Origin of the sequence: uncultured Campylobacter sp., assembly GCF_938018035.1 — a bacterium.
Lineage (GTDB): Bacteria > Campylobacterota > Campylobacteria > Campylobacterales > Campylobacteraceae > Campylobacter_B.
Genome location: NZ_CALIJF010000177.1, coordinates 1 through 2,435, shown reverse-complemented (window position 1 = coordinate 2,435; position 2,435 = coordinate 1). Strand labels below are relative to the sequence as shown.

General features: G+C 48.3%; 2 protein-coding genes and 1 pseudogene. 1 reads left to right on the top strand and 2 read right to left on the bottom strand.

What is annotated here, in order from left to right; all coding sequences use genetic code 11:
* Both Q0257_RS05375 and gltX read right to left on the bottom strand, forming a co-directional pair.
* A pseudogene (locus tag Q0257_RS05375) lies at positions 1–152 on the bottom strand (malate dehydrogenase); the annotation flags it as partial.
* Position 153: 1 nt separating this feature from the next.
* Positions 154–1,533, bottom strand: a complete 1,380-nt coding sequence (gltX, locus tag Q0257_RS05370) for a glutamate--tRNA ligase (protein ID WP_298022509.1) — start codon at positions 1,531–1,533, stop codon at positions 154–156.
* Positions 1,534–1,617: 84 nt separating this feature from the next.
* Between gltX and Q0257_RS05365 the strand changes: the two genes are divergently transcribed.
* On the top strand, positions 1,618–2,435 hold an 818-nt coding region (locus Q0257_RS05365), incomplete at its 3' end, for a peptidylprolyl isomerase (protein ID WP_298022506.1).

Sequence of the window (2,435 nt, the reverse complement as noted above, 5' to 3'; positions counted from 1 at the left end):
TGATCACCTTCGATCACCTTGCAAGGCTCCGCGACGCCCGGCGTATATGCAAGCGCCAAATCCTCCGCCGTAGCACATGGTGTTTTTACATTCGTTCCGATTTTACCGCCTATGTGGTACTTCAAAGCCGCTTCAACGTTTACTTTAGCCATTTTATAATCCTTTTTTGATTAAATTTGAAATTCTCGTTTTAACTTCGTCGCTTCCTAAAATTTCACAAATTTCAAAAATCGACGGACTAACGCTGCCTCCCGTGATCGCGACGCGCAGCGGCTGGGCAAGATCCTTTAGCTTGGCGCCGTTTGCGTCCAAAAACTCCATCGTCCTTTCCTCGCACTCCTTTGCATTTAAATTTGCGCTTAGAGTATCTGCAAATTTTGCGAGTAAGCTTAGCGAACTTTCGGTTACAAATTTCTTATACGCCTTCTCATCATAGCAGCTCGGGCGGTTTAGAAGGATTTTAATGCCCTCGGCCATCTCCACTAGCGTCTTTGCGCGCTGTTTGTACTGCTGGGCGATGAGATGTTTTTTCGCGTGCGAGCGAATATCGACGCCGAATTCCACAAGCTGCAAGACAAGCTCATCATCGTCTGAGTTTTTAATATAATGCGCATTTAGCCACTCGAGCTTGGTTTGATTGAAGGTGCTAGCGCTCTTGCTGATATGGTTAGGATCAAAGTATCGCTTCATCTCCTCCATGCTAAAAATTTCATCATCCCCGTGGCTCCAACCCAGGCGCACTAAGAAATTTAGCAGAGCCTGCGGCAGATAGCCCATGCGCTTATACTCCATCACGTCGGTAGCGCCGTGGCGTTTGCTCAGCTTGCTGCCGTCGGTGCCGTTGATCATCGCGACATGATAAAATTTCGGGATTTTAAAGCCTAGCGCGTTATACAGCACGATCTGCTTCGGGGTGTTGCTTAGATGATCGTCGCCGCGGATCACGTCTGTGACGCCCATCAGCGCGTCGTCGATCACGACCGTGAAGTTATACGTAGGCGTGCCGTCGGAGCGCGCGATGATGAAATCGTCCAAAATATCGGCGGCGTTAAATTTTATCTCGCCCTTGATGCCGTCACTAAATTCTATCGTACCGCTAAGCGGGGATTTGATGCGGATTACGGGCTCGATCCCAGCAGGCGGCGTGCCGGTAAAGTCGCGATAGCGATTATCGTAGCGCGGGCGCTCTTTGCGAGCTTCCTGCTGCGCGCGCAGCTCATCCAGCTCGTCCTTACTCATATAGCATTTGTATGCCTTGCCCTCATCTAGCAGCTTTTGGACATATTGTTTGTAAAGATCGAAGCGTGAGCTTTGATACACGATCTGCCCGTCATAGTCTAGATTGCACCACTTAAAGGCTTCCTCGATCGCCTTAGCAGCCTCCTGCGAATTGCGCTTCAGATCAGTGTCCTCGATGCGCAGCAGGAATTTGCCGCCGTTTGCTCTAGCGTAAAGATAACTAAAAAGCGCCGTTCTAAGTCCGCCGATATGTAAATATCCCGTAGGACTCGGCGCAAAACGAGTTACTATCATAAAATTCCTTTGCAAAAATTACCATTTAATGTTATAATCGCGATCTTGTAATTATAAAGCAAAAAGACTAAATAAAGGTTAAAAATGATAAAGAAACTGCTTTTTTCCGCAATGATCTGTGCTGTTTGTGCAAATGCCGAAGTAGTAAACGGCGTCATCGCCGTGGTAGATAATGAGCCGATCACCGGCTACGAACTAGCCAAAGTTCAAAAACTAACGGGCGCTTCGCCGCAAGCCGCGATGGAAATTTTAATCGGGCAAAAGCTGCAACAATCCGAGATTAAACGCCGCGGCATCGCGGTAAATGATGCGGAGATCGACGCGAGACTCAAAGCGATCGCCGATCAAAATAAGCTTAGCTTAGACCAGCTCAAAACCGCTGTGCAAAAGCAAGGTATAAACTACGATGACTTTAAAGCAAATGTCCGCCGCACACTGCTTGAAGAAAAGCTCTATGGCTCAATATTCGCAGACGTACAGCACCGCACGACCCCCGAAAATGTCAAAAAATTCTACAGCCAAAATAGCTCATTATTTACAACCTTCGATAGCATCACGCTCACCCGCTATATCGCGAAATCTCAGGCTCCGCTAGATAAGATTCGCGCAAATCCAAAGCTCCGCCCAAGCGACGTGTATGTGATGAAAGGAACCCTCAAGGCCAATCAAATGGACGAGGGGCTCAAATACATCGTCACGAACGTCGAACAGGGTAAATTTTCGCCGATCATCCCTACGCGCAACGGATATGAGATGTTTTACGTAAACGACAAAAAGGGGCTTCGTACGCTTGATTTTGACAGCGTGCAAGAAAAGGCGATCGAGGGCTACGTGACCTCTGAGCGCAAAAAGGCGATCACCGAGTTCAACGACAGGCTCCGCTCAAACGCCAATATCCGCAT